The organism is Jeotgalicoccus halotolerans (genome assembly GCF_003387165.1).
Lineage (GTDB): Bacteria > Bacillota > Bacilli > Staphylococcales > Salinicoccaceae > Jeotgalicoccus > Jeotgalicoccus halotolerans.
On record NZ_QUMW01000009.1, the window covers coordinates 394,820 to 417,979 of the forward strand.

General features: G+C 42.4%; 24 protein-coding genes and 1 pseudogene. All 25 read right to left on the minus strand.

Annotation, left to right across the window (positions count from 1 at the left end):
- Window positions 1–4: 4 nt before the first annotated feature.
- The 25 genes and pseudogenes from DFR63_RS03180 to DFR63_RS03300 all read right to left on the minus strand — a co-directional run bounded on the left by DFR63_RS03180 (window position 5) and on the right by DFR63_RS03300 (window position 23,117).
- Entirely contained in the window at window positions 5–595 is a 591-nt protein-coding gene (locus tag DFR63_RS03180; RefSeq protein WP_115884289.1) for a DUF1819 family protein, read from the minus strand.
- Window positions 592–828: pseudogene (locus DFR63_RS03185) on the minus strand (TIGR04540 family protein); the annotation flags it as partial. The pseudogene DFR63_RS03185 and the gene DFR63_RS03180, both read right to left, overlap by 4 nt.
- Window positions 829–1,268: 440 nt before the next feature.
- The gene (nth, locus tag DFR63_RS03190; protein ID WP_245954130.1) at window positions 1,269–1,907 is read right to left on the minus strand and encodes an endonuclease III; all 639 of its coding nucleotides are present in this window, start codon (window positions 1,905–1,907) and stop codon (window positions 1,269–1,271) included.
- Window positions 1,908–1,917: 10 nt separating this feature from the next.
- Entirely contained in the window at window positions 1,918–2,541 is a 624-nt protein-coding gene (locus DFR63_RS03195; protein WP_115884292.1) for a DnaD domain-containing protein, read from the minus strand.
- A 57-nt stretch (window positions 2,542–2,598) separates the two neighbouring features.
- Entirely contained in the window at window positions 2,599–3,888 is a 1,290-nt protein-coding gene (asnS, locus tag DFR63_RS03200) for an asparagine--tRNA ligase (protein ID WP_115884293.1), read from the minus strand.
- A 13-nt stretch (window positions 3,889–3,901) separates the two neighbouring features.
- Complete coding sequence (locus DFR63_RS03205) at window positions 3,902–5,086, minus strand: pyridoxal phosphate-dependent aminotransferase (protein WP_115884294.1); 1,185 nt, start codon at window positions 5,084–5,086, stop codon at window positions 3,902–3,904.
- A 32-nt stretch (window positions 5,087–5,118) separates the two neighbouring features.
- Window positions 5,119–7,635 carry a helicase C-terminal domain-containing protein gene (locus DFR63_RS03210; RefSeq protein ID WP_115884295.1) on the minus strand — a complete coding sequence of 839 codons (2,517 nt, stop codon included), beginning with the start codon at window positions 7,633–7,635 and terminating at the stop codon, window positions 5,119–5,121.
- 12 nt (window positions 7,636–7,647) lie between these two features.
- Window positions 7,648–8,604: a biotin--[acetyl-CoA-carboxylase] ligase gene (locus DFR63_RS03215; protein ID WP_115884296.1), complete on the minus strand. Its 957-nt coding sequence runs from the start codon at window positions 8,602–8,604 to the stop codon at window positions 7,648–7,650.
- Entirely contained in the window at window positions 8,558–9,778 is a 1,221-nt protein-coding gene (locus DFR63_RS03220) for a CCA tRNA nucleotidyltransferase (protein ID WP_162842263.1), read from the minus strand. The genes DFR63_RS03215 and DFR63_RS03220 overlap by 47 nt, the downstream gene beginning before the upstream one ends.
- Window positions 9,756–10,919, minus strand: a complete 1,164-nt coding sequence (gene bshA / locus DFR63_RS03225; protein ID WP_115884298.1) for an N-acetyl-alpha-D-glucosaminyl L-malate synthase BshA — start codon at window positions 10,917–10,919, stop codon at window positions 9,756–9,758. The genes DFR63_RS03220 and bshA overlap by 23 nt, the downstream gene beginning before the upstream one ends.
- Before the next feature lie 252 nt (window positions 10,920–11,171).
- On the minus strand, window positions 11,172–11,870 hold the full coding sequence (locus DFR63_RS03230) for a zinc metallopeptidase (RefSeq protein ID WP_228063404.1): 699 nt from the start codon (window positions 11,868–11,870) through the stop codon (window positions 11,172–11,174).
- Between the two features lie 55 nt (window positions 11,871–11,925).
- Window positions 11,926–12,507: a DUF1405 domain-containing protein gene (locus tag DFR63_RS03235; RefSeq protein WP_115884299.1), complete on the minus strand. Its 582-nt coding sequence runs from the start codon at window positions 12,505–12,507 to the stop codon at window positions 11,926–11,928.
- A 45-nt stretch (window positions 12,508–12,552) separates the two neighbouring features.
- Window positions 12,553–13,353, minus strand: a complete 801-nt coding sequence (locus DFR63_RS03240; protein ID WP_115884300.1) for a menaquinol-cytochrome c reductase cytochrome b/c subunit — start codon at window positions 13,351–13,353, stop codon at window positions 12,553–12,555.
- A gap of 15 nt (window positions 13,354–13,368) precedes the next feature.
- Window positions 13,369–14,043 carry a menaquinol-cytochrome c reductase cytochrome b subunit gene (qcrB, locus tag DFR63_RS03245; protein WP_026858063.1) on the minus strand — a complete coding sequence of 225 codons (675 nt, stop codon included), beginning with the start codon at window positions 14,041–14,043 and terminating at the stop codon, window positions 13,369–13,371.
- A gap of 11 nt (window positions 14,044–14,054) precedes the next feature.
- Window positions 14,055–14,555, minus strand: a complete 501-nt coding sequence (locus tag DFR63_RS03250) for a QcrA and Rieske domain-containing protein (RefSeq protein WP_115884301.1) — start codon at window positions 14,553–14,555, stop codon at window positions 14,055–14,057.
- 145 nt (window positions 14,556–14,700) lie between these two features.
- On the minus strand, window positions 14,701–15,129 hold the full coding sequence (locus tag DFR63_RS03255; protein ID WP_115884302.1) for a DUF2487 family protein: 429 nt from the start codon (window positions 15,127–15,129) through the stop codon (window positions 14,701–14,703).
- 5 nt (window positions 15,130–15,134) lie between these two features.
- The gene (locus tag DFR63_RS03260) at window positions 15,135–15,611 is read right to left on the minus strand and encodes a YpiB family protein (protein WP_115884303.1); all 477 of its coding nucleotides are present in this window, start codon (window positions 15,609–15,611) and stop codon (window positions 15,135–15,137) included.
- On the minus strand, window positions 15,592–16,863 hold the full coding sequence (locus DFR63_RS03265; RefSeq protein WP_115884304.1) for a tetratricopeptide repeat protein: 1,272 nt from the start codon (window positions 16,861–16,863) through the stop codon (window positions 15,592–15,594). Before DFR63_RS03265 ends, DFR63_RS03260 begins: the two co-directional genes overlap by 20 nt.
- 1 nt (window position 16,864) lies before the next feature.
- Window positions 16,865–18,154, minus strand: a complete 1,290-nt coding sequence (aroA, locus tag DFR63_RS03270) for a 3-phosphoshikimate 1-carboxyvinyltransferase (protein ID WP_115884305.1) — start codon at window positions 18,152–18,154, stop codon at window positions 16,865–16,867.
- Window positions 18,151–19,197 (minus strand): 3-dehydroquinate synthase, encoded by a 1,047-nt coding sequence (gene aroB / locus DFR63_RS03275; protein WP_115884306.1) that lies wholly within the window; start codon window positions 19,195–19,197, stop codon window positions 18,151–18,153. The genes aroA and aroB overlap by 4 nt, the downstream gene beginning before the upstream one ends.
- Window position 19,198: 1 nt before the next feature.
- On the minus strand, window positions 19,199–20,365 hold the full coding sequence (gene aroC, locus DFR63_RS03280; RefSeq protein WP_115884307.1) for a chorismate synthase: 1,167 nt from the start codon (window positions 20,363–20,365) through the stop codon (window positions 19,199–19,201).
- 79 nt (window positions 20,366–20,444) lie between these two features.
- The gene (gene ndk, locus DFR63_RS03285; RefSeq protein WP_115884308.1) at window positions 20,445–20,891 is read right to left on the minus strand and encodes a nucleoside-diphosphate kinase; all 447 of its coding nucleotides are present in this window, start codon (window positions 20,889–20,891) and stop codon (window positions 20,445–20,447) included.
- A 65-nt stretch (window positions 20,892–20,956) separates the two neighbouring features.
- A complete protein-coding gene (locus tag DFR63_RS03290; RefSeq protein WP_115884309.1) occupies window positions 20,957–21,910 on the minus strand; it encodes a polyprenyl synthetase family protein in 954 nt (317 codons plus the stop codon).
- On the minus strand, window positions 21,907–22,611 hold the full coding sequence (locus tag DFR63_RS03295) for a demethylmenaquinone methyltransferase (RefSeq protein WP_115884310.1): 705 nt from the start codon (window positions 22,609–22,611) through the stop codon (window positions 21,907–21,909). The genes DFR63_RS03290 and DFR63_RS03295 overlap by 4 nt, the downstream gene beginning before the upstream one ends.
- Window positions 22,611–23,117 carry a hypothetical protein gene (locus DFR63_RS03300; RefSeq protein ID WP_115884311.1) on the minus strand — a complete coding sequence of 169 codons (507 nt, stop codon included), beginning with the start codon at window positions 23,115–23,117 and terminating at the stop codon, window positions 22,611–22,613. The genes DFR63_RS03295 and DFR63_RS03300 overlap by 1 nt, the downstream gene beginning before the upstream one ends.
- Window positions 23,118–23,160: the final 43 nt, after the last annotated feature.

Genomic DNA, 23,160 nt, shown 5'->3' on the forward strand with positions numbered 1-23,160 from the left:
AATGCTATCCTTCCATTGCCTCAACGTATTTTTTATCCCCTATTCTTACTAAATGATCGCGTAACATATCATCAACTTGAAGTGGTATCAAGTCTATTGAAATTAGTTCAATTAAATAACCCATTTCTAATAAAAGCCGATTATATGAGCTTTTTAAACGTTTCAATGTTGACTCACTCCAATCAGCTATTTGTTCATTAGCCTCTGACTTTTCTTTGAAAAAGATATTTATATCTTTTCTTTCATAAATTAAATCATTATCTTGGACTTTACTCTTAATCACTTCATCCATAAATTCATAAAATAATAAGTCAGTCTTCATAATAGCGTAGAAATTAACTTGTTTAGCCATTTGAGTTGGTTCATTTAGGATATACTGCCTTAATTGATTGTCTAATACTCTTGCTCTGTTTAAAATATAAGGGAGGCTTCTTTTTGTACTTGAAGCTTTCTCCTGAAATAAATTTTCTTCAAGTACTTTTTTTCTAATTTCTCCATCTGTTAATCCTTTTTCTATCAGATTAACTACTAATTTAAATTCGAAAAATCTAAAGCCAGCACCAGTTAGTGATGTGGAATATACTTGATCTATCATAGTCTGGTTATCTCCTCAGCATTAAAATCAATAATTTTAGAAACAACTGCTAATCGGTTTTTTCCGCATTGTTGTCTTAGTATTGTAGTATAATTTTCATTCTTTATAATCTTATCTTGATTATTTTTATACATCATCATTAAATTCACTTCTAATTCTTCATCTGATAATTTATCCACCCAATAGTCATCCACAATTTCATTAATTACAGATGCAACCTCACGCTGGGTACGGTAAAATTTTTTAACTTCCCCAGAATCACCTTTTTATTAAATTCTTACTTTTATTATACTTTAGATATACTTCACTATCCATCACTCAATTAAAGGAAAAAATAATATCCCTCTTAAATATTTTTATATTGAATGAACTACATTAGAAATTTGACTTAGATTACTTATCCCGAGATATTTACGATCAATATACTTTATGATTCAATAATTAAGTACTTCTATTTTCAAAGAAATCTGGATTGTTAATTATCTATTGCTTTTGAATTTAGTAAAATCTTTTGAACTACCGGATTCATACTCAATATATCTATAACTTTCCCCTCTATATCATACGTATTTTTTGTCCAATTAAATTCTTAAAGCTCTCGCTCTTGCTAATATTTACTCCAAACCACTCAAACAAAAACCGCACCTCCTCACAGGAAATGCGGCTCCAATCATTAAATTTTAACCAATCCTTTTTTCAAACGTTTCTGCCCTTCCCGGCATTCTGCCAGTAAAGGACATTCGTGACATTTGGGATTGCGGGCCAGACAGTGATAACGTCCGAAAAATATTAACTGATGGTGTGTTTTGCTCCAGCGTTCAGCCGGGATTTTACGCATCAGTGTTTCTTCGACCTCGAGCGGTGAGTCTTTATAACGCGCAATACCGAGCCGCTTTGAAATTCTTTCAACATGCGTGTCGACTGCGATTCTCGGCGTATCGAATGCGACGGATAAAACGACGTTCGCAGTCTTCCGGCCGACACCCGCGAGCGACACTAAATCATCGTAGTTCCCCGGAATTTCGCCATCGTATTTATCGATTAGATCACGGCAGAGTTTTTGAATATTTTTAGCTTTTGTACGATATAAACCAATTGTTTTAATGTATTGTTCGATCTCTGTAACATCGACTTCTAAATAATCTTCCGGAGTTTTAAAGCGCTCAAACAGTCCCTCAGTCACCCTGTTTACCCCGACGTCTGTCGTCTGCGCGCTTAACAGCACAGCAATGGTCAGCTCAAACGGGTTTGTATAATTAAGTTCTGCTTCAGCATCCGGAAACATCTCCGCGATAACATCGATCATTTCCATCGTTTTTTTCTTACTTGTTGTCAAGTCGGCTACCTCCATCCAGCCATGATATAACAGGCAGTCCTGTCCCTTTTACCGGTTCGCTTTTCGACGTGCTGCTCAAAATACGCTCCACGTACTGCAGCGATGTAATATTGCTTTTATACGCGATATCCACCGCATCCTGAATGGCTTCCGGCTGATAGTTTGAAACGTTCATCCAGCTGTTCAGGCGCTCGTACTCGTTCGGACTGATCGCCCTGCCGTACAGCTGCTCAATATATTCGAACAAACCGCGCAGCGTCGTATCGTCTTTGACCGGTGCTTTCTCTTCAAACATGATAAAGTCCTCGAGCTTATTATACAGCGGTTCAAAGTTATACGTTTCGGTGTATTTGCCGTCGATTTGATGCGTATCGAGTTCTAGCAGGTTTTCTTTTATCAGCGACTGAATAATATGAGTCAGTTCACTCTCGTTTAAAGTCGTGCCGGCAAGCAGCTCGCTGAAATTAAGCGGCGTATTATGTGTGCGGTAGCGTTCGAGCAGCTTGATTAAAATAATGACACCGGCTTCATCAAGCCCTATTTTTGCATAATTATCCAGCAGTATTTTATTGACCGGAATCGTAATATATTTTAAATAATCGTTAACCATATATTTCCCTCCAACAGCAGAATGGAGACATTAGGTAACCTAACATCTCCATTGATTTTACGGGTATAAACGATTTAATAATCTTGGGAATGGTGCAGTTTCTCTGACGTGCTGAACACCTGAGAACCAGGCAACTGCACGCTCGAGACCGAGTCCGAAACCTGAATGCGGTACACTGCCATATTTACGCAGGTCAAGGTACCATTCATAAGCATCAAGGTTCAGTCCTGACTCCACAATGCGCTCTTTCAGCTCATCGTAGTCGGAAATACGTTCACTGCCCCCGATAATTTCTCCGTAGCCTTCAGGCGCGATTAAATCGGCGCAGAGCACTGTACGAGGATCTTCCGGGTTCGTACTCATGTAAAATGATTTAATTGCTTTCGGATAGTTGACGATAAAGACCGGCTTGTCGAAGCTGTTCGCAATTTCAGTTTCATGCGGTGAACCGAAATCATCGCCCCACTCGATATCATCGAAACCTTTTTCATGCAGCAGATCGATTGCTTCCGTGTATGAAATACGCGGGAACGGTGCTTTAATTTTTTCAAGCGCTGTCGTATCGCGTCCGAGCGCTTCTAAATCGAGTTTGCAGTTTTCAAGTACATTTTTAGCCAGGTATTCAACATACTGCTCCTGTACTACCAGGCTGTCTTCGTGATTGTAAAAAGCCATTTCCGGCTCGATCATCCAGAACTCGATTAAGTGGCGGCGCGTTTTTGATTTTTCAGCGCGGAAAGTCGGGCCGAAAGTAAAGACTTTGCCGTGTGCCATAGCAGCCGCTTCAGCGTACAGCTGACCGCTTTGTGACAAGTAAGCATCTTCATCGAAATATTTAGTATGGAATAATTCCGTCGTGCCTTCAGGAGAACTGCTCGTTAAAATCGGCGAGTCAATTTTCTTAAAGCCGTTGTTGAAATAAAAATCATGCGTGCTTTTAATAATCTGATTTCTGATATTCATCACTGCATGCTGTTTTCTCGAACGCAGCCATAAGTGTCTGTTATCCAAAAGAAATTCAGGACCGTGTTCTTTCGGTGTAATCGGATAGCCTTCTGCAGCCTGAATAATTTCAATATTTGAAACTTCCATCTCGTAGCCGAAAGAAGAACGTTCGTCCTCTTTAATAGTTCCTGTAACATACATCGATGTTTCCTGGTGCAGTCCTTTAGCTGTGGCAAACAAATCTTCATCATTAGCTTTGACTACAACACCCTGCATAAAACCTGTGCCGTCACGGAGCTGAAGAAACTGCAGTTTTCCGCTGCCTCGTTTTTGCAGCAGCCAGCAGCCAATAGTAACTTCCTGTCCTGTATATTGTGGTGCCTGGTTAATAGTGATTTTCATAACTTCTACATCCTTATGCGTTAGTTTTTTCTTCGATAAATTCTTTAATGCGGGAGATTGCTTCGTTAAATTTCTCTTCACTCAGCGAATAGCTGATTCTTGCATATTCCGGAGCGCCGAAGCCGGATCCCGGAACAAAAGCAACATGTTTTTCACGGAGTATGTTTTTCACAAATTCATTCACTGTTTCATAACCGCATGCTTCTGCACATGTTTGCATGTGAGGAAACAGATAAAACGCACCCTCCGGTTTAAGGCATGTCACATGCGGCAATTCAGAAATTTTTTTGTATGCATTATCACGGCGGCGTTCAAATATCGCCCTGTAAGCTTCAGTTTCTTCAGGGTCCATATTGTATGCTGCAATAGCACCGTACTGCGCGGGTTCTGCCACACTCGTAGTAGACTGTGATGTTAAAGCTGCAAGGGCAGAAATAAGCTCGGCATCGCCGCAGGCGTAGCCGACTCTCCAGCCTGTCATAGAATGCGACTTGCTGACGCCGTTAACAATGATAGTCCGGGCTTTAACTTCATCACTGAGAGATGCGATTGAGACGTGTTTGGTCCCGTAAGTAAGCACCTCGTAAATTTCATCGACGACGATGATGATGTCAGTGTGAGCGAGCACATCTGCAAGCGCCTGCAGTTCCTCTTTTGAATAGACAGAACCTGTCGGATTGTTCGGACTGTTTAAAACGAGCATCTTCGTTTTTTCAGTCAGGTGAGCTTTTAGGAGCTCCGGAGTTAATTTAAAATGAGTATCTTCTCCGGTCACTGCAGTGACCGGTTCGCCGCCGACCATTTTAATCTGTTCAGTATAACTGACCCAGTAAGGTGACGGCACAATCGCTTCATCTCCCGGGTTCAAGGTTGCGAGAAAAATATTGTACAGCACTTGTTTGGCACCGTTGCCGACATATATTTCAGTTGAATCATACGTCAAATTATTATCGCGCTGCATTTTTTTAGCAATAGCTTCGCGTAATTCCGGCAGACCGGCAGAAGCTGTATATTTCGTATGCCCCGCTTTAGCAGCAGCATTCACAGCATCTATGATTTCATCGGGAGTGTTAAAATCAGGCTCCCCGGCTGACAGACTGATAACATCGACGCCTTCAGCTTTTAATTGTCTTGCAGTATTAGTAATTTCTATAGTTTGGCTGGGCGTGATTGACTTTACCTTTTTTGATAATTCCAAGCTGCAGTCTCCTAACAATTATGTTTTCCTTATTATAAACCAAAAAGCAGCGCTTTAAAAGTTTCCCTCGTGTCATGAATAATATTTTCTTTAGGAAAATATTTTAAAAATGCCTGCCTGTACGGCTTGGTCATAATCCTGTCATCGAACAGGAGTACGATTCCTTTATCTTCTCTGCTCCGCTTGACCCGGCCGATAATCTGTCTGAAATGAATGACAGCTTCCGGCAGGTCTGCCGTATAGAAATCTCTGAAACTGTCGCCTTTAGGCACCGGGAACGGAAGTTTTGTCAGCATCAGCGCCTTGTCCTGATCGCTGACGAGATTAATCCCTTCGGTAAAAGTGTAAGTTCCGAGCAGGAGGCACTGGCTCAGCTGGTTGTACTGGCTGAGCAGTTTTTCATTATTTGAATTATGAGACTGGCGGAGAACGGGAATCTGTTCAAACAGTTCAATATCTTCAGTAAAGCTGTACACCCGCTCCAGCAGTTCGTAATTTGAAAATATAACGATGAGCTTCGAGTTCGTTTCACTTAAATACAGTGCAATATAATCGAGAATGTCGACGATATAGGCACTGTCATGCGGGTCATAGCTGCTGATATCATTCGGTATAAATAATTTAATATCTTTATACATTTCTGTCCGGTTCATGACCGTTGTCTTAAAGTCATAATCGCCGAACCAGTATTTTAAATGCTTAAAGCTTTCGTGCACTTCCAGCGTGCCGGAAAGGAGAATCTGACAGGGAATGGATCTGAGGGCATCAGCCAGTGTGTCAAGGACATCTGTCCGGATGGTTACTTCTGTTTTCTGGAAGTTTTTGCTGTTTTTAATATGATAATCATCATAAGCGAGCGCATAGCGCAGATTCTTCAGGGAATCATCGAAATAATGCATGTGATTATACAAAGCCTGATAATTATCAGTGCCTCGTACGGTGCTTAAAAACATATCGGTAAATTTTATGAGACTGTCGAGTGTTTCGAGCGCCTCACTCACTTTTTTCCGGGACAGCTCCTGAAATAATAAATCGATATTTTTATTCAGATTAATTACAAGATCCTCAAGCAGATACATAGATACTGCACTGTTGGTTTTACTGTATTGGCTGAGCAGTCTGTCCTGATTAATCAGACCGACCTGGCCGATAAAGAACTTCAGTTCAGGATAGCTGAACTTTCTGCGTTCCTTCAAATCCAGTGCCTGTTTCAGCTGATGAGCCTCGTCGATAATCAGCGCCTGAATGTCTTTAAGATTATTGAGACAGTCGTTTAAAAAGTAATGATTGGTAACGATAATCGGTACTTTCCTTGCGTTTGACAGCGCACGCTTAAAATAAAAATGGTGCTTTTTATCCCCTGCCTGAATCAGCATGGTTTCATAATACGATTTTTCCGGCCCGCGGAGATTTACTTCTGACAGATCGCCGGTTTCTGTTTCAATGAGCCAGACGAGCATGCGCATCTTAAGAAAGCATATTTCAGGATTTGCATCATCGAGTCCGAGCAGCGCTGTAAAAGCGTTAAGGTCAACATAGTTGAGCCTGCCTTTTAAGAGCGCAAACGGCGTATCGTATGACACTACTTTTCTGAGCCGCATCAGCGACTCTTCAATCAGCTGATTTTGCAGTATCTTCCGCGAGGTCGACACGACGACCTGACCGTCGTAAGCCGAATAATAGCTGAGAGCCGCTATTAAGAATGCATCGCTTTTCCCGAGTCCGGTATAAGCTTCTATCGCATGATAATTTTCTTCGACCAGCGAGTCGTAAATTAACAGCGCAAGCTTGTACTGATCTTCCCGGTAGTCATTCCCCGTAATGCTGAGATATTTATGATACAGATCATGTACGCTCACAGGATCTATTGATTTATGGGTAACACTCGTATCCTTAATATAAAATTGGTTGTAGCTGATAATATTGTCATCGTTATCATCTGTATACCGGTTTAATATTGAGAAAATCAAATCGGTCAGGCTGGTCCGCATCATCTTCGACAGATGGTAGATTTTTATCAGCGTTTCACGGTGCAGGCCGATCATTTTTTGCATGATAAATATCAGCGCTTCGGCTGTGGCATAGGCATCCTCATCCGCCCGGTGCGCCTGAGACAGTTCGATGCCGAGATGTTCCGCAACGAGATGAAGCTGGTAGCCGGATACAGACGGCAGAAAGATACGGACGAGTTCGACCGTATCAAGTTTGTGCATGGGCTTGTAGGACAGACCTTGAGACTGGAAGGCAGCCTGCAGGAAAGTCAGATCAAAATCAACATTGTGTGCAACGAAAACCGCATCTTCAAGCTGGCTCAGCAAATCTTCTGCAAGGTCTTTAAATTTTGGTGCGCCGACCAGCATGTCTGAAGAAATATTCGTCAGTTCGCGTATAAACGGTGACACAGCTGTTTCATCACTTAAAAAAGTATTGTACTGTCCTGTAATTTTCAAATTACGTACGAACACAATACTTAATTGAATGATATTATCTTTTTCCAGATTATTTCCAGTCGTTTCCAGATCGACGACTGCGAATGTTTTGTTTAACATTATATCACCAAGTTAAATTTCAATATCGGCACTGATTACCTTATGTATGTTCTGGTCCCCGTCTAAAATGACCAGGTAGCCTTCATCAGTAATATCGAGAGCTTTGCCTCTCAATTTTTCTTTGACAGTCGTGATTGTCAGCTCGCGGTTAAAAATGATTGCCTGACAGAGCCAGTCTTCTTTTATCGAGCTGAATGACGCGTGTAAAAACTTATCGTAGTAATACTCTATTTTGTCAAACAGCACCTCGGTAAAATGATTGACATCAAATTCTCTGCCGAGCTCACCGGCAATCGATGTCGCGGTCCCGAGAGAACCGGTTACAGGCGAGGGATTAATATTGATGCCGATCCCGCAGACAATCGTATCTACGATATTGTCCGCACTGATGACCTCCGTTAAAAATCCGCACACTTTTTTATCGTTGATAAAAATATCATTCGGCCATTTTATACCGCTTTTTAAACCTGTCGATTCACGTATTGCGCTGCTGATGGCAAGCGACATAAATAAATTAAAGACAATCATTTCCTGGTTAGTCACGTTGGGCCGGAGCACAAGCGACATATAGAGCCCGGTGTCTTCCGGCGACAGCCACTCGCGTTTAAAGCGGCCGCGTCCCGCGGTCTGCTGACCGCTGACAATTACTATATTACCATCATACCGGTCTAAAATCCTGAATGCATGATTCTGCGTGGAATCGATGGTTTTTTTGAAAATCAGTTCTTCAAAGAGATCGGATTTCTGCACCGTGCCGGCGAGCAGTGTTTCATTAATTCTGCCCGGCGGTTCAAGCAACCTGTAGCCTTTGTTTGTTACAGCTTCAATATTATAGCCGTCACTTTTCAGCTTTTGAATATTTTTCCAGACTGCAGTCCGGGAAACATTCAGTTCCTCTGCGAGCCGGGCGCCCGACAGATAATTACCTTCCATCAGTAAAGACAATATTTCCGTCTTCGTTTTTGACATGTAAATTCACCCAATTAACTATTTCTTTTTCGTTATTGTTAAGATTTCCGAGGAGCACTTCTTCCTCAATTGCATTCAGACACTCGCTGAGCCAGGGTCCGCCTTTTGCATTTAAGGCGGTCATCAGAGTATTGCCGTCGGCAGCGAGTTCACTCCTGTTCTTTAAAGCGAGCTGCGGACGCGCATCAATGGCTGCCTCAAGATGATCTTCAAGGTCAGCACTGACGAGTGCGTTTAATTTTATTATATCATTTACACCATTTAAAATGTCCTCTTCATAACGGTAAGCTAAAAGCTTTGTATTCATGCCGTTTTCCAGCGCTTCGATTGCTTTCAAAGATTCTTTTATCACTGTTTTCTGACGGTTAGCCAGTTTCAGCGTGCCGAGATGTTTCTCTAAAGCGCTGTCTCTGTAAATATGAACGACAGCTTCCTGCTCCAGCGACAGCGCTCTCGACTGAATATACTGTTCTTTATCGATATATTGAAAGAATGGGAGATAGCTGAGCATATCTGTTTTTGCGATAACATCTTTTGCACTTTGAACATTGATGCCGCAGTATAATTTACGAAGCTCTGCTGTAATCCGCTCGACGGCAATATAGCGGAGCATGCCGGCGTGTTCTGCAACGGCTTTTTCTGTCTCAGAAGTAAGCTTAAAATTAAGCTGCGACATAAAGCGGACAGCACGGAGCATGCGGAGTGCGTCTTCATCGAAGCGTTCTGAAGCTGTGCCGACTGTATTGATCAGCCTGCTTTTGAGATCTTTTAAGCCGTTATAAGGGTCGTACAAGTCCATATCAGCAGTCATCGCCATCGCGTTAATTGTGAAATCCCTGCGGCTTAAGTCTTCTTTCAGATGCTGAGTAAAAAAAACATTATCCGGTCTCCGGTGATCGGTATAAGTGCCTTCGACACGGTAAGTCGTCACTTCAAACGGAAGTCCGTCCATCAGGACAATTATCGTGCCGTGCTCTTTACCGACATCGATTGTTTTATCGAATAAAGCTTCGATTTCATCAGGAAGCGCGTTCGTCGTAATATCGACATCGCTGACAGCGTGGCCGAGCGTATAATCCCGAACCGCCCCGCCGACAAAGTAGCCCTCATAATTATTTTCTTCCAAACGCTCTATAATTTTGGCGCCGATTTTAAATAGATTTTGTTCCGTCATTGTCTGCACCTGCCAAAAGTCTGGTATAAAGATTTTCGTATTCGGTAACGATACTGTCCATGTTAAATCGTTTTTTAACATCTTTCAGCATCTTGTCCTGCATCTCTTCGTACAATGTATCATCGCTGAGCAGTTCTATCAGATAGGCTGCTGCCTGCTTATAATCGCCGACCTCTACGACATAACCTGTTTCCTTATGTTTGATTACTTCGGATATACCTCCAGCTGTCGAGCCCACTGGCACGGCACCGCAGTACATTGCTTCAAGCATAGCGAGACCGAAACTTTCCTTAGCACTCAAAAGCAAAAAAGCATCGCTTAATTTGTAATATGAACTCACATCCGACTGCTGACCGGCAAAATGCACACGGTCCTCAATGCCGAGACTGCTGACGAGAGATCTGATGCTGTACATATCAGGACCATCTCCGACAAAAACCAGATGGCAGTCGATTTCTTTTGAAGTCTCATAAAAGGTGCGGACAATATCATCAGCATTTTTAATTTTCCTGAAATTCGATGTGTGCATAAGCACTTTAGAGTTCTTTGGAATATTGAGCTTTTCTTTCAGTTTTTGTTTAATTTCATCTCTCTTGCCGGTATTAAAACGGGATTCATCGACGAAATTATAAACAGTCTCAATCTCGCTTTCAGGCTGTATTAACCCATAAGTCTCCTCCGTCAGGCTGCTGCTGACAGAAGTCGTGATATCGGAGTTGTCGATGCCGAATTTTATGGCGCTGACGAGCGACATATCGTGGCCGAGAACTGTAATATCTGTGCCGTGCAGCGTCGTGACAATACCGACATCTTTCTTTTTTGACATTTGTCTCGCAAGTATACCGCAGACTGCGTGCGGAATTGCATAATGCATGTGAATAACATCTAGCTCGTAACGGTCGATAATCTCTGATATTTTACTCGATAAAGTAATATCATACGGTGGATATTTAAAGACGCTGTAGTCATTAACCTCTGTCCGATGCGTGTATATATTATCATAATTATGCTCAAGCCTAAACGGCACACTCGATGAAATAAAGTGCACTTCGTGCCCGCGGCGGGCCATTTGAATACCAAGTTCCGTAGCGATAACACCGCTGCCGCCGACACTTGGATAACATGTAATTCCAATTTTCATAATCATGCACCTCTAATGCTTATAGTATCGTTTATCAATATTAATTATAATGAATATGAGAGTATAAGGGAAATGAATCTGTTTACATTGATGATATAAGTTTGGAAAGCTGTGTTTTAATAAAAATTGCGTATGAATCAGGCGCTTAGAAACTCCATGAGCTCATATGACCGGTACAACACTGACCCTAAACTCAACAAAAAAAGCTGCACCATCCTGTAATCAGGATTCTGCAGCTGCTTTTAAAAATTATTAATTTGAGTTTCTTGCAATCATGATAAAGCGTAACAGTTCGGCTACAGCTACTGCTGTTGCGGCAACGTAAGTCATTGCTGCAGCGTTCAGCACTTTTTTAGCGTGGCGGTATTCTTTACTGTTCACGATGTTCAGTTCTTCAATCTGGTTCATTGCCCGTCTCGATGCATCGAACTCCACAGGAAGTGTAACGATCTGGAAGAGTACGGCAAAGGCCATTAATCCGATACCTGACCAGAGAAGTATTTCACCAAGTCCGCCGCCTGCAGCGCTTTGTGCCGCTGTCAGAATGATACCTGCAATAATCAGGAAGTACGAGAAGTTGCTTCCGAGCTGTGCGAGCGGGAACAATGCTGATCTGAAATTTAAAAACTTATAGCCGGTAGCATGCTGGATTGCGTGCCCGACTTCGTGTGCGGCTACTGCGGTGCCTGCAACACTCGGGTTGTCGAAGTTGCCGGGAGACAGAACGACTTTTTTGTTTTTCGGGTCGTAGTAGTCCGTGAGAACACCCTGCCCGCGTTCAACGGTGACGTCGTATATTCCATTTTCCCGGAGGATATCTTCTGCAACCTGTTGTCCTGTCAAACCGCTTGTTGAGCGTACTTTGGAGTATTTGTTAAAGGTGGATTTGACATTCATCTGTGCAAGCATTGGTACAATCATTAAAATTACAAAATAGATTATAAGATACAAGTTAGTCCCTCCGTCTGTTTCATAACACTATTTTACTAAACTGTTTTTACTTTAGTCAATTATTACGTCTAGCCGCAAGCTTATATAGTAGCACGAGGACAATGACTGTCAGCCAGAAGGCAAGATATCCTATTTCTTGTGCATACGGATGAAGATTGCCGTATTTCGGATACTGCATATAGACGTAATCAATGACATCGTTGTGAAACAGCCAGACGGCTGTAACGTAAAAATGCCAAGGTTTAATCTCAATATAAGGCAGGAACATAAATGCCATCAGCGCCATGGCAGCATGTGAAGCGATAAGCATGAGTCCGATCCAAGACACAAACCCCATATCGATAAAGTTCCAGATATTCATAATTACTGCCCATACTCCATACTTTATCAGCGTAGTAAAAGCCAGGGCATCGATCAGGCCGAATTTTTGATTGAATAATATTAAGACAATTAATATACATAAAAACAGAGTGGCTGTCGGGCTGTCAGGAACGAATGGATAAAAATACCACGGTGTAATAGACAGCTGGCCGCCGTACCATATATAACCGTATATTGTTCCAGCGATGTTGCAAATCAAAAGAAAGACCAGGAAGAGTCTGTTAAACATCAGTTTATATAAGTTATATATCATCATTTCACCTATAAGAAGACCCTTCTGTTGCCAGAAGGGTCATTATTATTATTCTGCTGATTCTTCAGTGTTCGCTGCTTCATCTTTTGTTGTCAGTTCGAGGCCTGCAACATACTCAGAAATTGCTGTAATTTCATCATCTGTTAATTGACCTTCGAAGGCCGGCATTTCTTCTGTACCGTTTCTAACAAAAGCTTCAACCATTTCTGGAGCTAGTTCCGGTTCAATCAGGTTAGGACCCGATCCACCGGCAAGCTCTCCCCCGTGACAGCTCGTACAGTTTGTACGAATCAAATCGTTAAAGACAGGGTCTTCAGCATCTAAGTTTGAGAAGACAATCTGTCCCTGCTGATTTTGCTGTTCCCAGTCATGGTAAGCTACCGATTCCCAAGTTGTATAGAAAATTATACCAACTGCAATCAGCATCATTCCAGTTGCTACCGGGCGTTTTTTCCAGTGGCGTTCTTTTTTGCCGTCAAGCCAAGGTGCAAGAAGTAAAGCACCGAAAGCAATACCAGGAATAATCATGGCACCGACAATGTTGAACGGACCTGAAGCGTATGTGTATTTAAGAATCTGATAAAGGAAAAGGAAATACCAGTCAGGTAATGGAATATAACCTGTATCAGTTGGATCTGCCATACGTTCAAGCGGCGCCGGATGAGCGACCGTCAAACATAGGAATCCGATTAAGAACACTGCTCCGACCAACCATTCTTTGAGCAGATAATCGGGCCAGAACTCCTCTGTACGACCAGGGAATTCTGAATAGTCACGATTTAATTTTGGTTTGTCATATTTTTGAATTCGTGAGTCACCGACAAAAGTGAGACCTTTACCGCGTTTCATATATTTTCCCTCCCCTTATAGTGGTCCTGAGATACCTTGTCTACGTATTAAGATAAAGTGAATTGCCATTAATACAAATAGTGCAGCAGGCAGGAAGAATACGTGGATGGCAAAGAACCTTGTAAGTGTCTGTGCACCGATAATAGTTGAATCACCTGCGAGAAGTGTCTTAATCCATTCTCCGATGAACGGAACACTCTCAGCAATATCCAAGCCTACTTTAGTAGCGAATAATGCTTTCATGTCCCATGGCAGTAAGTAACCTGTGAAAGCCAGACCGAGCATCACTGCAAACAGCAGAACGCCTACGACCCAGTTTAATTCACGCGGTGACTTATAAGCACCTGTAAAGAATACTCTGAGAGTATGTAAGAACATCATAACCACTACTAAACTTGCACCCCAGTGGTGCATACCTCTGACAATAACGCCCGCTGCTACATCCTGCTGCAGGAAGTATACAGAGTTCCAGGCATTAATAATGTCCGGCACGTAATACATTGTTAAAAACATTCCAGATAAAATCTGAATGACTGTAATAAAGAACGTCAGTCCTCCAAAACAGTAGACGAAAGCTGAGAAGTGGTAGGCAGGGTTAACATGCTCTGGCACTTCGTGATCAGCTACGTCTCTCCAGATCGGCGTGATGTCAATTCTGTCATCAATCCAATCATAAATACGATTTAGCATTTAATTCCCTCCTATACCAATTCATTCTCGTGTATAGCACCAATTGTCAGGTAGCCGTCTGATTCTCCGACTTCGAACATATCAAGCGGTCCACGAGGCGGTGTTCCCGGTACGTTAGCACCGTTCTTTTCGTAAAGCCCGTTGTGACACGGACAGAAGAATCTATCCGGGTTAGCGGCATCACTTGCCCATGAAACCGTACAGCCTAAATGTTTACACACAGGTGATAACGCTATGATTTCATCGCCTTCGCGGTAAACCCAAGCGAAATCCGTTACCTCACTCACATACCAACCATCTTCTTGTTCGAATGTGAAGTCTACACTGACCGGTTCCTCTGTGATGTCATCAATCTTTACACTTGTAGTAATCATGTCACCTGCAGAAGATTCCTGGAAAAGCGGATCGAGTGCGAATCTTCCCATTGGCAGAATCATACCTGCCGCCATGAACGACCCTACACCCATTAATGAGTAGTTCAGGAACTGGCGTCTTGTTACTTTTTGCGACATTTTTCTTTCCCCCCTCAAACGCACATACTTTTACATATAATATAACTAGGACATTTCAATTTTAGCTCATTAAAACTAGGCGGTCAATACGGTTTTCAAATAATTGACACATGTTATAAACAGAAATGTGTAATTATACTTTTAATTATTGATTCCACACTCCGATTATCTGTTTGATCACTGTTTTAACTTCATCGTTAATAATTGAAATTTTCATTTCATTGTCCATATCACTGATTGGAATGCTGTTAATTTTTATATGATCGACGCCTTCTATGTCGATGGAATCAAACGACAAGCTGACTACATGTTTAAAACCGTAGCCCGTAAGCTGGTCTCTGTACGTTTCAAGCGCCGAACTGTCCCCGCCTACATTTGTTAAAGCTGGAGTAATCATCAGGCGGCCTTTCAGCTGCTTTTCAAGCTGGATGGTAATAAGCTGAACCAGTTCCAGATTATTTGCATGATGCAGCAGATCGCCGTCAAAATCAATCTTGGCAAAAGGAACGATTGCCGTATCGACAAATTCAATTTCATCTTTTAACACACGTAAATCGCGATTATTATAAAGCACAAATACTAACCTCTTTTATCATTTAATTTTTGGAGTTCATCTGTCAGTTCGAAAAAGCGTTCTTTATCTTTTGACACGAGCGCCTCATCGATTAAAACTTCGAGTTCTTTAATATCTTCCAATAGAATTTCATCGTTTTTCATCAGTTCTTCAGTTTTCGCCTGATTGTAGCGGACATCGTTTTTTGAGAAGATAAATTCGACGTACAGCTCTTCGGTTTTGTTCAGGTTGAGCTCATGGAAAATCGTCTCGCCGTCGGCGGTTACCGTGCCGTTCTTTTCAAACATTAAAGTCGGCCGGTTTGTTCTCTTTTCAGCAATACGGAGCTTGCGGCTGAGTCCCGATTTTGTAAACGAAATATTATGCGTTATTAGAGGATGGGATTTTATAAAATTTAAAATCCACACTGCAGTATGGTCTTTGAATTCATAATTATACAAACAATAATTTATAAAATCTTTTTTAAAACTCGTCTTCCTCACCTGCTATTCGCTCGTAATCCAGCTGCCATTCCAGATTATCGGGTTCTAGTTTGATTAATTTTTCGAGTACTTCTTTTTTCTTCGGATGATTGATTTCAATCAGATAGTAATAGAAATCGGCGTAAAATTCTGCTGATTCTCCAATCAGTGCTTCCGCATCTTCGTAATACTTAAGTGCTTTTTCGTCATTTTCATTCTCTGCTTCAATTTTCGCAAGAAGGTAAATGGATTCCCCGCTCAGCGCATTGATATCGAGATGTTTAACATACTCATCGACCGTCTCAGTTTCGCCAGTTTTCAGGATGCTTTCAAACAGCATGAGATAAGCGTCATCGTAGTCTTCATCGAGCGATGTGGCAATAGTGAAGTTTTCGATGGCTTCTTCCGGTTTGTTCTGCCTGAAGTAAAGGCGCCCGATATGGAAGTATATCAATGCGTTTTTATCATTTTCACGCAGGTAGCGGAGCAGCGTTTCCAGGGCCTCATCGAGATTATGCTCAGTTTCATAGATGTTCATCAGAAGAATGTAAGCATTGATAAAGTACGGTTCATTATCGATAACTTTATCGAGAAGAGTTTTCGCACGGTCGTATTCTTTTAAATTGTACTCGAGCAGTGCTTCTTTATAAAAGTCTTCATTTCCGTAGCTTTCGTCCGGCACGTTGTCAAAATATGCGCGTGCGTCATCGAAGTTTAAAAGATTTAGGTTAATATCCGCAAGGCGCAGGCTGATGATGATGCCGTTGACTTCCTCAAGACCTTCGTTCAGCACTGTTTCGTAAAAACGAATCGCTTCTTCAAGGTCTCCGAGCGTGTAGTAAAGCTCTGCGATTGCAAAGTCGATAATAATATCATCCGTCATCGTTTTCGCTTCGAATAAGAGACGGACAGCTACATCATTTAAGTTCATCTGCTGGAAGATTTCAGATTTCAGCATCAGCACCGTCGGTGTTTCGGGACTGTTATTAATCAGTGTCAGCGCTTCGTCGAGACGCGCTTCATTGATATACGAATCAACGAGATAGCTGATGACGTAATCATCGTGATCAACATTGTCGTTTAAATGTAGGAAGACCTGTCTTGCCTGATAGTCGAGCCCTGCATTCTGCAGCGCATCACCGAGTAAGAACAAAGCCTCCAGCGATTCATCCGAGTGAAACTGCTCTAAACTGTTCAGTATATAATTTAAATCTTCTTCGGGATAAGTCCCCTGCCGGAGCTTATCGATTATACGGAGTATTTCTTCCTGCATATTACCGGTCCTTTCTTAAACCCTCAAGATCACTAACAAACGAAGGGAACGATACGTCTATTGCGCTCTGGTCATCAATTTCAATATTTGTATTCGCAGCTGCCGCCATGACAATCAGCATCATAATTATACGGTGGTCATGATAGCCTTTAAACAGTTCATCCTGTTTAACTTTTTTATATCCGGGTTTCACTTTAAAACCGTCTTCGTACTCTTCAAATGATACACCGAATTTTGTCAGCTCCGCAATTACAGCTGTAATGCGGTCTGTTTCTTTAAATCTTAGTTCCTCCGCACCGCGGACAGTGCTCTCACCGTCAGCAAATACTGCAAGCACCGTGAGAATCGGAATTTCATCAATCAGGCGCGGAATAATATCGCCGCTGATATGGAAAGGTTTTAAATCAGGTGTATACTGCACTCTGATATCTCCGAACTTCTCACCTTTAGAATCGCGTTCGGTAATTGTAAGCTTGCCCCCGCATGCCTTCACGACGTCGATAATACCTGACCGTGTTTCGTTCAATGAGACATTTTCAATAGTAATATCAGCATCTTTCGTAATCAGTGCGAGCACGATTAAAAATGCCGCCGATGAAATATCCCCCGGCACGGTCACGTCCGAGGCTGAAAGCTTTTTGCCACCCTGTAATTTAACAGTTGTCCCCGAGACGGAAATGTCCGCACCGAACTGCCCCATCATAATCTCTGAATGATTGCGGGACTGGTGTGTTTCACGCACGATAGTCTCCCCGTCAGTAAACAGTCCAGCAAAAAGTATTGCACTTTTCACCTGGGCAGATGCAACCGGCATATCGTACTCCAATGGTTTTAATACTGCCGGATGAATATTTACCGGCGGATATCTGCCGTCTTTCAGAGAAATATCAGCACCCATTTCCGACAGCGGTATAACAACGCGGTCCATCGGCCGTTTAGCGATTGTTGCGTCACCTTCAACCGATGCAGTAATATTATTAAGACCGGCGAGCAGGCCTGTAATCAACCGTGTTGTTGTGCCGCTGTTGCCTGTATACAAGACAGCATCAGGTGATATTAAATGGTCATGCCCTTTTGAGACAACTTTAAAATCATCGCCTTCCTGGGTCACTTCCGCGCCCAGCTGACGCATATTTTCAAAAGTTCTGAGCGTATCCGCGCTGATTAAGGGGCGGTAAATCTGAGTTGTTCCCTCACTCAGTGCACCGAGCATAAGAGCGCGGTGTGTGATTGACTTATCGCCGGGGACTCTTACAGTGCCTTGAAATGTTCCATTCAGTAATTGTTTCATATGCGCTCCTTTAATGCTGTCAGCATATTTTGCAAATCTTCGATTTTTATATCCGTGACAGCAGGGGTATTTTTATCTTCGAATACAACATAGCTTATATAATCACTGCGGTGATTTTTTTTATCTTTCTGCATAAAGTGCATCATCTCGTCAATATCCATCTCTTTAAGGAGCTGAACCGGATAGCCGTGACGACGTATATAGGCAATGTATGCATCAAGGTCAAAACCGGCGCCGTTCAATTCGTTAGATATATAAAGCGCTGCAATGATTCCGAGCATAACTGCCTGCCCGTGGGGAATTTTATATTTATATTCCACAGCATGGGCCAGCGTATGTCCTAAATTTAAAAACTTGCGGCTGCCCGATTCATGCTCATCTTCGATAACAATTTTCATTTTTGTTTCGATGCCTTTAATGATATAAGGCGGAAGCGCTGTAATATCGATACTGTTCTCTGTCGCCGCCATAAGTTCATCCAGCAGTGCGGGACTGTGAAGCATCGCATGCTTGAAAACTTCTCCGAAACCGCTCAGCACTTCATCTTCCGGCAGCGAATCAAGAAATTCAAGATCATAAATGACAGCCCGGGGGCGGTAAAATGCGCCGATTAAGTTTTTACCATGTTCGGAATTAATCGCAGTCTTGCCGCCGATAGCGGAATCGTGTGCGAGGAGTGTCGTAGGCACATGAATATAATCCACACCCCGGAGAATAATGCTTGCGATAAAACCGCCGGCATCCCCCGTGGCGCCGCCGCCGATAACAACAAGCAGAGAATTCCGCTTGATCCCGGATGCGAGCAGTGCTTCCATAGTGTGCATTAGAGGAGAAACGTATTTAAACGATTCTCCTCCTGTGACGACCAGCGGCGATATTATAAATGATAATTTTGAATCCTTGTATATATCATAGATATTCTCATCGATAATATAGTATACAGATTCGTATTGTTTGGTATAAGTCTGAAGAACATTTTTTAAAATATTCCGGTCAACGTGGATTTTATAATTATTATCTTTATAGGCCGTCGAAATGTCCATATTAATACTCGCTTAAACGTTTGTTGTATAGTTCGAGAGAAGCTTTCAGATCACCGAAGTCATCGCTTGGGAATTTGTCTAAAATTGCTTCCGCCACTTCGATTGCGACCATGTGTTCAGCGACAATAGATGCAGCCGGCACCGCACAAGGGTCACTGCGTTCAATCGTTGCGGTAAATGCTTCTTTCGTTTCGATATCGACACTCATCAGCGGTTTGTAAAGCGTCGGTATCGGCTTCATTACTCCGCGGACAACAAGCGGCATTCCCGTTGTCATGCCGCCTTCGAAACCGCCGAGATTGTTCGAACTGCGGTAAAAACCGTCTTCAGAGTCGAATTTAATTTCATCCTGCACTTTTGAACCTGGAGTTTCAGCCATCTTAAAGCCCATGCCGAACTCGACACCTTTAAATGCATTAATACTGACGATGCTGCGTGCAATTTTTGCATCGAGTTTACGGTCGTAATGCACGTGTGATCCCAAGCCTACTGGAGGATTTTCAACGATGACTTCAACGACACCGCCGAGTGTATCTCCTCTCTTCTTCGCGTCATCAATCGTATCTTCAGCCTGTTTTGTTGCCTCATCTGAAATCATACGCACACTTGAGTCAGCCGATTTTTCACTTAATTCATCGAAATTGTATATACCATCATCTGTAACTTCGCCGATTTTAGTCACGCGGGAAGTAATATTTATATCGAGAGCATGCAGCAATTCTTTACAGAGGGCACCTACAGCAACACGTGCAGTTGTTTCACGGGCAGAAGAGCGCTCAAGAATATTGCGCAGATCACGGTGGTTGTACTTCATTCCGCCGACGAGATCTGCATGTCCCGGACGCGGTTTCGTAATAATGCGTTTCATTTCCGCTTCTTCTTCTTCTGTAATCGGCTCGGCTCCCATAATATTGACCCAATGTTTAAAATCATCGTTATTGACTTCCATCATAATCGGACTGCCGAGTGTTTTGCCGTGGCGGACGCCTGAACCGAATTCGAACGTATCTTTTTCAATCTGCATACGGCGTCCGCGCCCGTATCCGCCCTGGCGTTTAAACAGCTCCTCCTGCATGCGTTCTTTGTTAACAGGAAGGTTTGAAGGGAATCCTTCGACAATGGCGTTGACTTTCGGGCCGTGTGATTCTCCTGAAGTTAAAAATCTCATTGTAAGCACCTCTATCTGAATTATTTATATATATGAAAAAAAGACTGAGTAATGTTATTACCCAGCCTGGTTGCAAGTTTTAGTAAATCCAAGCGCTATTAGATAGGTCGTAATCTAATACTTCAGATTCGTCGAAGAATAAGTTAATTTCTCTTTCAGCACTTTCAGGTGAATCTGATCCGTGAATAATGTTTTTACCGACAGTTAAACCGAAATCTCCGCGGATTGTTCCAGGAGCAGCTTCCTGAGGGTTTGTAGAACCGACAACTAGACGTGCAGTTTTAATAACATTTTCACCTTCAAGAACCATTGCGAAAACTGGACCTGAAGTGATGAAGTCTACAAGCTCGCCGAAGAAAGGTCTTTCGCTGTGCTCACCGTAGTGAGTTTTAGCAAGATCTTCAGAGACCTGCATTAATTTAGCACCGACAACTTTGAAACCTTTGTTTTCTAATCTTTCAACGATAGGTCCGATAAGATTTCTTTGGACACCATCAGGTTTAATCATAAGAAATGTTTTTTCCATTATAGTAAGCTCCTTAAATGTGTTTTCGAATATCATTTTATCATTATGTACAGTGTGTTTACAAACTAATTTCGCCTGTTTTTCAACATACCGGCAATTTCCGTCAGATAATGTCTAACCGGCTCATCGATATTGCTGATTTCAGCCTCGGCAAGTTCGAGATGTTCCGTGCTGACAGCAAGTGCCTGGTCCACTGCATCGCTTTTTAATATATAGTCAATTAAAGCGCCCGGATTTTCCTTTGTCAGGGAAAACTGTTCGAGCATCGATTTAAACTCGGAATCCGAGTCTCTCAAAAGCAGTACAGGCAGCGTATAATGCCCGTTTTTAATATCCGAGTAATTCGGTTTGCCGAGCGTTTTCGTACTGCCGGTAAAATCGAGGCAGTCATCGATAATCTGGAAGCTCATGCCGATATGATAGCCGTAAGTCCGGAGTTTCTCCATCAACTCAGCGTCCAGTTTCGCCGCATGAGCGCCGAGTTCAATACTGAGCACAATCAGCAGCGCAGTCTTGCGGTAGATTTTTTTGAAATAATCATCCAGTGTCTGAGCGGCATCAAACTGCGTATCAAACTGGACGAGCTCCCCCTTCACAATTTCCCTGATGCCCGAAGAATAGACTGCATGGAAGGCAGGATTGTTTATTTTACTGACTATCTGCAGGGCAGAAGAAAGCAAATAGTTGCCGGTATTAACTGCCTGAAAATAGCCTTCTTCATAAAATACAGTCGGTTTGCCCCGGCGGAGCTCACTGTCATCGATAATATCATCATGGACCAGTGTCGCCATATGCAGCAGTTCGAGGCTCGCACTTGTTTTCAGTACATCATTATAATGTTCTTCTCCTCCCAGTTTACCGGCAAGTATCGTAAACATGGGACGAAGTTTCTTTCCCCCAGAGTTAAACAGCTCGAAACTCTTATCGTTAACTATCGTGCCATTTGGTTTCAGTTCCTCTTTAACAATTTTTTTAACACGGGTCAGTTCTCCCGCCATAAATTTTTTTAAAGATTTCACATTGCAGCCTCTAGCGGTTTGTAGCCGATATGAGTTGCTGCAGTACCAAATGTATGAGGGATTACTTTGATATTTATATACCCTGAGCGGTGCATCATCATTTTCAACTCAGCTTTTGTTAAAAAGCTGCTCGTCGATTCATACAGCCAGGTATATTCCTGTCCGCTGCCGGCAATTTTCTGGCCGAGAAACGGCATGATTTTACCGAAATAAATATTAAAACCGAAATTAATCAGGCTGTTTTCAGGATTGGAAGTTTCGAGAATCACAAGCTGGCCGCCCGGTTTCAGCACGCGGTAAAACTCTTCGACTGCACCTTCATAATCAGGCAGGTTGCGGAGGCCAAAACCGATTGTAATAATATCAAATGAATCATCCCCATAGGGAAGATCCGTAGCGTCGCCCTGCACCAGTGTAACATTTTTAAGATCAGCAGTTTTTTTGTCTGCGACTTTCAGCATGTTCTCGCTGAAATCGAGTCCGGTAATATCAGCGTCTTTATTTTCTTCGGCAAGCTGGATTGTCCAGTCTCCTGTGCCGCAGCACAGGTCGAGCACCTGATGGCCCGGTTTCACAAAGATTTCCTTGTTCGTCTTGTTGCGCCATATCGTATGCTGATTAAAGCTTATGATATCGTTCATGTGATCGTAATCATCTGAAATGGAATTGAAGATTGTCTGAATTCTATTTTCTGTTTGCATTAGCTTTCACCTTTTGTATTTATTATGTATGCCAGCTCCGAACGGTTCATGTTTTTAATAAAACAGCCGAGTACGTCATCGAGGTCAGACTTCACATACCCATTATCTATTAAATACAAAAGCGGTGCAAATAGCAGGTACTTTAATTCGCTGTCGGAAAGTTCAAGCTTGTGTTCGTACTGTCTGGATTTTTTAGAAGCCAGATTTTTCGAGATTTCAACCATATCGTGAACAACCTGCATTTCTCCGTGGCATGCAAGTGCCGAATAGAACTCGCTGAAATAATAGTCCCCTGTCAGAACATGCTGTTCGCGCTTGTCCGCAGATGGTATTCTGTCGAGCTGATTTAAAGCATATGTAAATAAAAGAACCGCATCACAAATGTGTCTTTTATAAATTATATTTTTATTATCTGAAAAAAATTCAGTAATTTCATTTTGATCCAGCTTTTCAATCAATTCCTGAAGTGTCGAATCGTTATAGGTTTCCGTGGCTGAATATTTCATAAATATCACCTTATAAATGAATAGACCTAACGTTTCAATGTTA

What these genes read in the sequence shown, in the direction of transcription:
- aroB (WP_115884306.1), bottom strand. Translation starts at nt 19,197, where the DNA reads ATGGACATTTCGACGGCCTATAAAGATAATAATTATAAAATCCACGTT.
- ndk (WP_115884308.1), bottom strand. Translation starts at nt 20,891, where the DNA reads ATGGAAAAAACATTTCTTATGATTAAACCTGATGGTGTCCAAAGAAAT.
- nth (WP_245954130.1), bottom strand. Translation starts at nt 1,907, where the DNA reads ATGGAAATGATCGATGTTATCGCGGAGATGTTTCCGGATGCTGAAGCA.
- DFR63_RS03265 (WP_115884304.1), bottom strand. Translation starts at nt 16,863, where the DNA reads ATGCAGGAAGAAATACTCCGTATAATCGATAAGCTCCGGCAGGGGACT.
- DFR63_RS03210 (WP_115884295.1), bottom strand. Translation starts at nt 7,635, where the DNA reads ATGTTAAACAAAACATTCGCAGTCGTCGATCTGGAAACGACTGGAAAT.
- DFR63_RS03300 (WP_115884311.1), bottom strand. Translation starts at nt 23,117, where the DNA reads ATGAAATATTCAGCCACGGAAACCTATAACGATTCGACACTTCAGGAA.
- bshA (WP_115884298.1), bottom strand. Translation starts at nt 10,919, where the DNA reads ATGAAAATTGGAATTACATGTTATCCAAGTGTCGGCGGCAGCGGTGTT.
- DFR63_RS03195 (WP_115884292.1), bottom strand. Translation starts at nt 2,541, where the DNA reads ATGGTTAACGATTATTTAAAATATATTACGATTCCGGTCAATAAAATA.
- qcrB (WP_026858063.1), bottom strand. Translation starts at nt 14,043, where the DNA reads ATGCTAAATCGTATTTATGATTGGATTGATGACAGAATTGACATCACG.
- DFR63_RS03220 (WP_162842263.1), bottom strand. Translation starts at nt 9,778, where the DNA reads ATGACGGAACAAAATCTATTTAAAATCGGCGCCAAAATTATAGAGCGT.
- DFR63_RS03215 (WP_115884296.1), bottom strand. Translation starts at nt 8,604, where the DNA reads ATGTCAAAAACGAAGACGGAAATATTGTCTTTACTGATGGAAGGTAAT.
- DFR63_RS03240 (WP_115884300.1), bottom strand. Translation starts at nt 13,353, where the DNA reads ATGAAACGCGGTAAAGGTCTCACTTTTGTCGGTGACTCACGAATTCAA.
- asnS (WP_115884293.1), bottom strand. Translation starts at nt 3,888, where the DNA reads ATGAAAATCACTATTAACCAGGCACCACAATATACAGGACAGGAAGTT.
- DFR63_RS03235 (WP_115884299.1), bottom strand. Translation starts at nt 12,507, where the DNA reads ATGATGATATATAACTTATATAAACTGATGTTTAACAGACTCTTCCTG.
- DFR63_RS03295 (WP_115884310.1), bottom strand. Translation starts at nt 22,611, where the DNA reads ATGCAAACAGAAAATAGAATTCAGACAATCTTCAATTCCATTTCAGAT.
- DFR63_RS03180 (WP_115884289.1), bottom strand. Translation starts at nt 595, where the DNA reads ATGATAGATCAAGTATATTCCACATCACTAACTGGTGCTGGCTTTAGA.
- aroC (WP_115884307.1), bottom strand. Translation starts at nt 20,365, where the DNA reads ATGAGATTTTTAACTTCAGGAGAATCACACGGCCCGAAAGTCAACGCC.
- DFR63_RS03250 (WP_115884301.1), bottom strand. Translation starts at nt 14,555, where the DNA reads ATGTCGCAAAAAGTAACAAGACGCCAGTTCCTGAACTACTCATTAATG.
- aroA (WP_115884305.1), bottom strand. Translation starts at nt 18,154, where the DNA reads ATGAAACAATTACTGAATGGAACATTTCAAGGCACTGTAAGAGTCCCC.